This is a genomic window from Streptomyces sp. C (assembly GCF_000158895.1).
In the GTDB taxonomy this organism is placed as follows: domain Bacteria; phylum Actinomycetota; class Actinomycetes; order Streptomycetales; family Streptomycetaceae; genus Streptomyces; species Streptomyces racemochromogenes.
Genome location: NZ_GG657750.1, coordinates 2,932,346 through 2,934,460 on the forward strand (window position 1 = coordinate 2,932,346; position 2,115 = coordinate 2,934,460).

General features: G+C 73.3%; 2 protein-coding genes and 1 pseudogene. 2 read left to right on the forward strand and 1 reads right to left on the reverse strand.

The window, feature by feature from the left end; genetic code table 11:
• A partial coding sequence (locus tag SSNG_RS13110; protein ID WP_042800940.1) for a MarR family transcriptional regulator occupies nucleotides 1–212 on the reverse strand: 212 nt, incomplete at its 3' end.
• 55 nt (nucleotides 213–267) lie between these two features.
• Here SSNG_RS13110 and SSNG_RS13115 point away from each other — a divergent pair.
• Nucleotides 268–1,395: pseudogene (locus SSNG_RS13115) on the forward strand (Gfo/Idh/MocA family oxidoreductase).
• Between the two features lie 89 nt (nucleotides 1,396–1,484).
• Nucleotides 1,485–2,115: ALF repeat-containing protein (locus tag SSNG_RS13120; protein ID WP_206731292.1), on the forward strand; the 631-nt coding region annotated here is incomplete at its 3' end.

Below are 2,115 nucleotides of genomic sequence, written 5' to 3' on the forward strand. Positions count from 1 at the left end.
ACCAGCCCCTCCGCCGCGAGCCGGGCGGTGATCTTGCTGACGGCCTGCGGGGTGAGCCCCGTACGCGCCGCGAGCTCCGCGCGGCCCAGCCCCGGCGCCCCGGCGGCGCGCAGCAGGTCCAGCAGCAGCGCCTCGTTGTGTCCGCGCAGCGCCGGCAGGTTCACCCCGCCGCGCCCGCTGCTGCCCTCGCCGTCCCCGTCGCCCCTGTTCACCAGCCCATTGTCCACCCTCCTTGCACTTACGCAACGCTGTTGCCAAAGTGGTCCCATGAACGCCACCCCCTCCCCGGGCACCCCCTCCACCCCCTCCACCCCGCTGCGCGTAGCGCTCATCGGCTACGGACTCGCCGGCTCCGTCTTCCACGCCCCGCTGGTGTCCGCGACCGACGGCCTCCTCCTCGACACCGTCGTCACCTCCGATCCCGGCCGGCAGGCCCAGGCGCGCGAGGCCCACCCCGACGTCCGCATCGCCGCCTCCGCCGACGAGCTGTGGCAGCGGCCGGACGCCCCCGACCTGGTCGTCGTCGCCTCCCCCAACAAGACCCACGTCCCCTTCGCCACCGCCGCCCTCACCGCCGGCATCCCCGTGGTCGTGGACAAGCCACTGGCCGCCACCGTCGCCGAGGCGTACGGACTGGCCGCGCCTGTATAAAACACCGGGACCTTCCTCTCCGTCTTCCAGAACCGCCGCTGGGACAACGACTTCCTCACCCTGCGCCGCCTCCTCGCCGACGGCGAGCTCGGCGAGGTCCAGCGCTTCGAGTCCCGCTACGAGCGCTGGCGCCCCCAGCTCAAGGGCGGCTGGAGGGAGTCCGGGGCCCCGGAGGAGATCGGCGGCCTGCTGTACGACCTCGGCAGCCACGTCGTGGACCAGGCGCTGGTGCTCTTCGGCCCCGCGGTACGCGTCTACGCGGAGACCGACGTGCGCCGCCCGGCCGCGGAGGCCGACGACGACACGTTCATCGCGATCACGCATGCGAACGGCGTCCGCTCCCACCTCTACGTCAGCGCGACCGCGGCCCAGCTCGGCCCGCGGTTCCGCGTGCTCGGCTCGCGCGCCGGCTACGTCAAGTACGGCCTGGACCCCCAGGAGGCCGCCCTGCGCGAGGGCCTGCGGCCGGGCGGGAACGACCCCGACGCGCAGCCCTGGGGCGAGGAGCCCGAGCACCTGTGGGGGCGGCTGGGCTCCGGCGAGTCCCCCCTGACCGGCGGCGGAATCCCGGTGCGCACTTCCCCCGGCGACTACCCCGCGTACTACGCCGCCGTCGCGGCGGCCCTGCGTACGGGCGGTCCGGCGCCGGTCACCGCGGAGGAGGCGGCGCGCTGCCTGGCGGTGCTGGAGGCGGCCCGCAGGTCCTCCCGCGAGGGGGTGGCGGTGGAGATGGGATGCGCCTGATGTGACCGGCCTTTGTCGGAAAATCGATGCATTGAGCACCGAACTGCGATCTATCCTGCACAGGCTGCCGATCATCACACCTGTGAAGAATGGAAACCCTGCCTGTGAAGCTGCCCCGGATCGCGTCCGTCGTGGCCACCGCCGCGATCGCCCCGGCTGTCCTGCTCTCCTCGCCCGCCTTCGCCGCTGACGCCGCGTCGGCGGCCCCGTCGTCACCGACCGCGCCCGACCAGGACCCGCAGGGCGCCGCGAAGCCCGCGACGACCCCGGCGAAGACCCCGGCCGAGGACCCGGCAGCCCAGTACCGGGCCCAGATCCGGCAGATCCTGAACGACCCGGCGAGCGGCCCCGGCGTCCGCAAGGCCGCCGCGGAGGCGCTCAAGGGCGACGCCGACGCCATGCGGCACTTCCTGGACGTCGAGCGGGCAAGGCAGCAGTTCGACGACGACTACGTCCGGATCTCGCAGATCATCCACTCCGGTGGGAAGGCCGTGCAGGCCGCGGGCAAGGAGACCCTGCGCAAGGAGAACCAGGAGGCCTTCACGGCGTTCCTGAAGGAGGGCCAGCACGTGGCCCGCCTCGAAGACGACCGCGTCGAGATGATGCGCATGCTCAACGGCGCCGGCCGGGGCATCACCCAGGCCGTCAACGACCTCATGAGCCACGGCACCCGCGAGCAGATCCGCGAGTTCGTCGCCACCCGCCAGCACACGGTCCGCG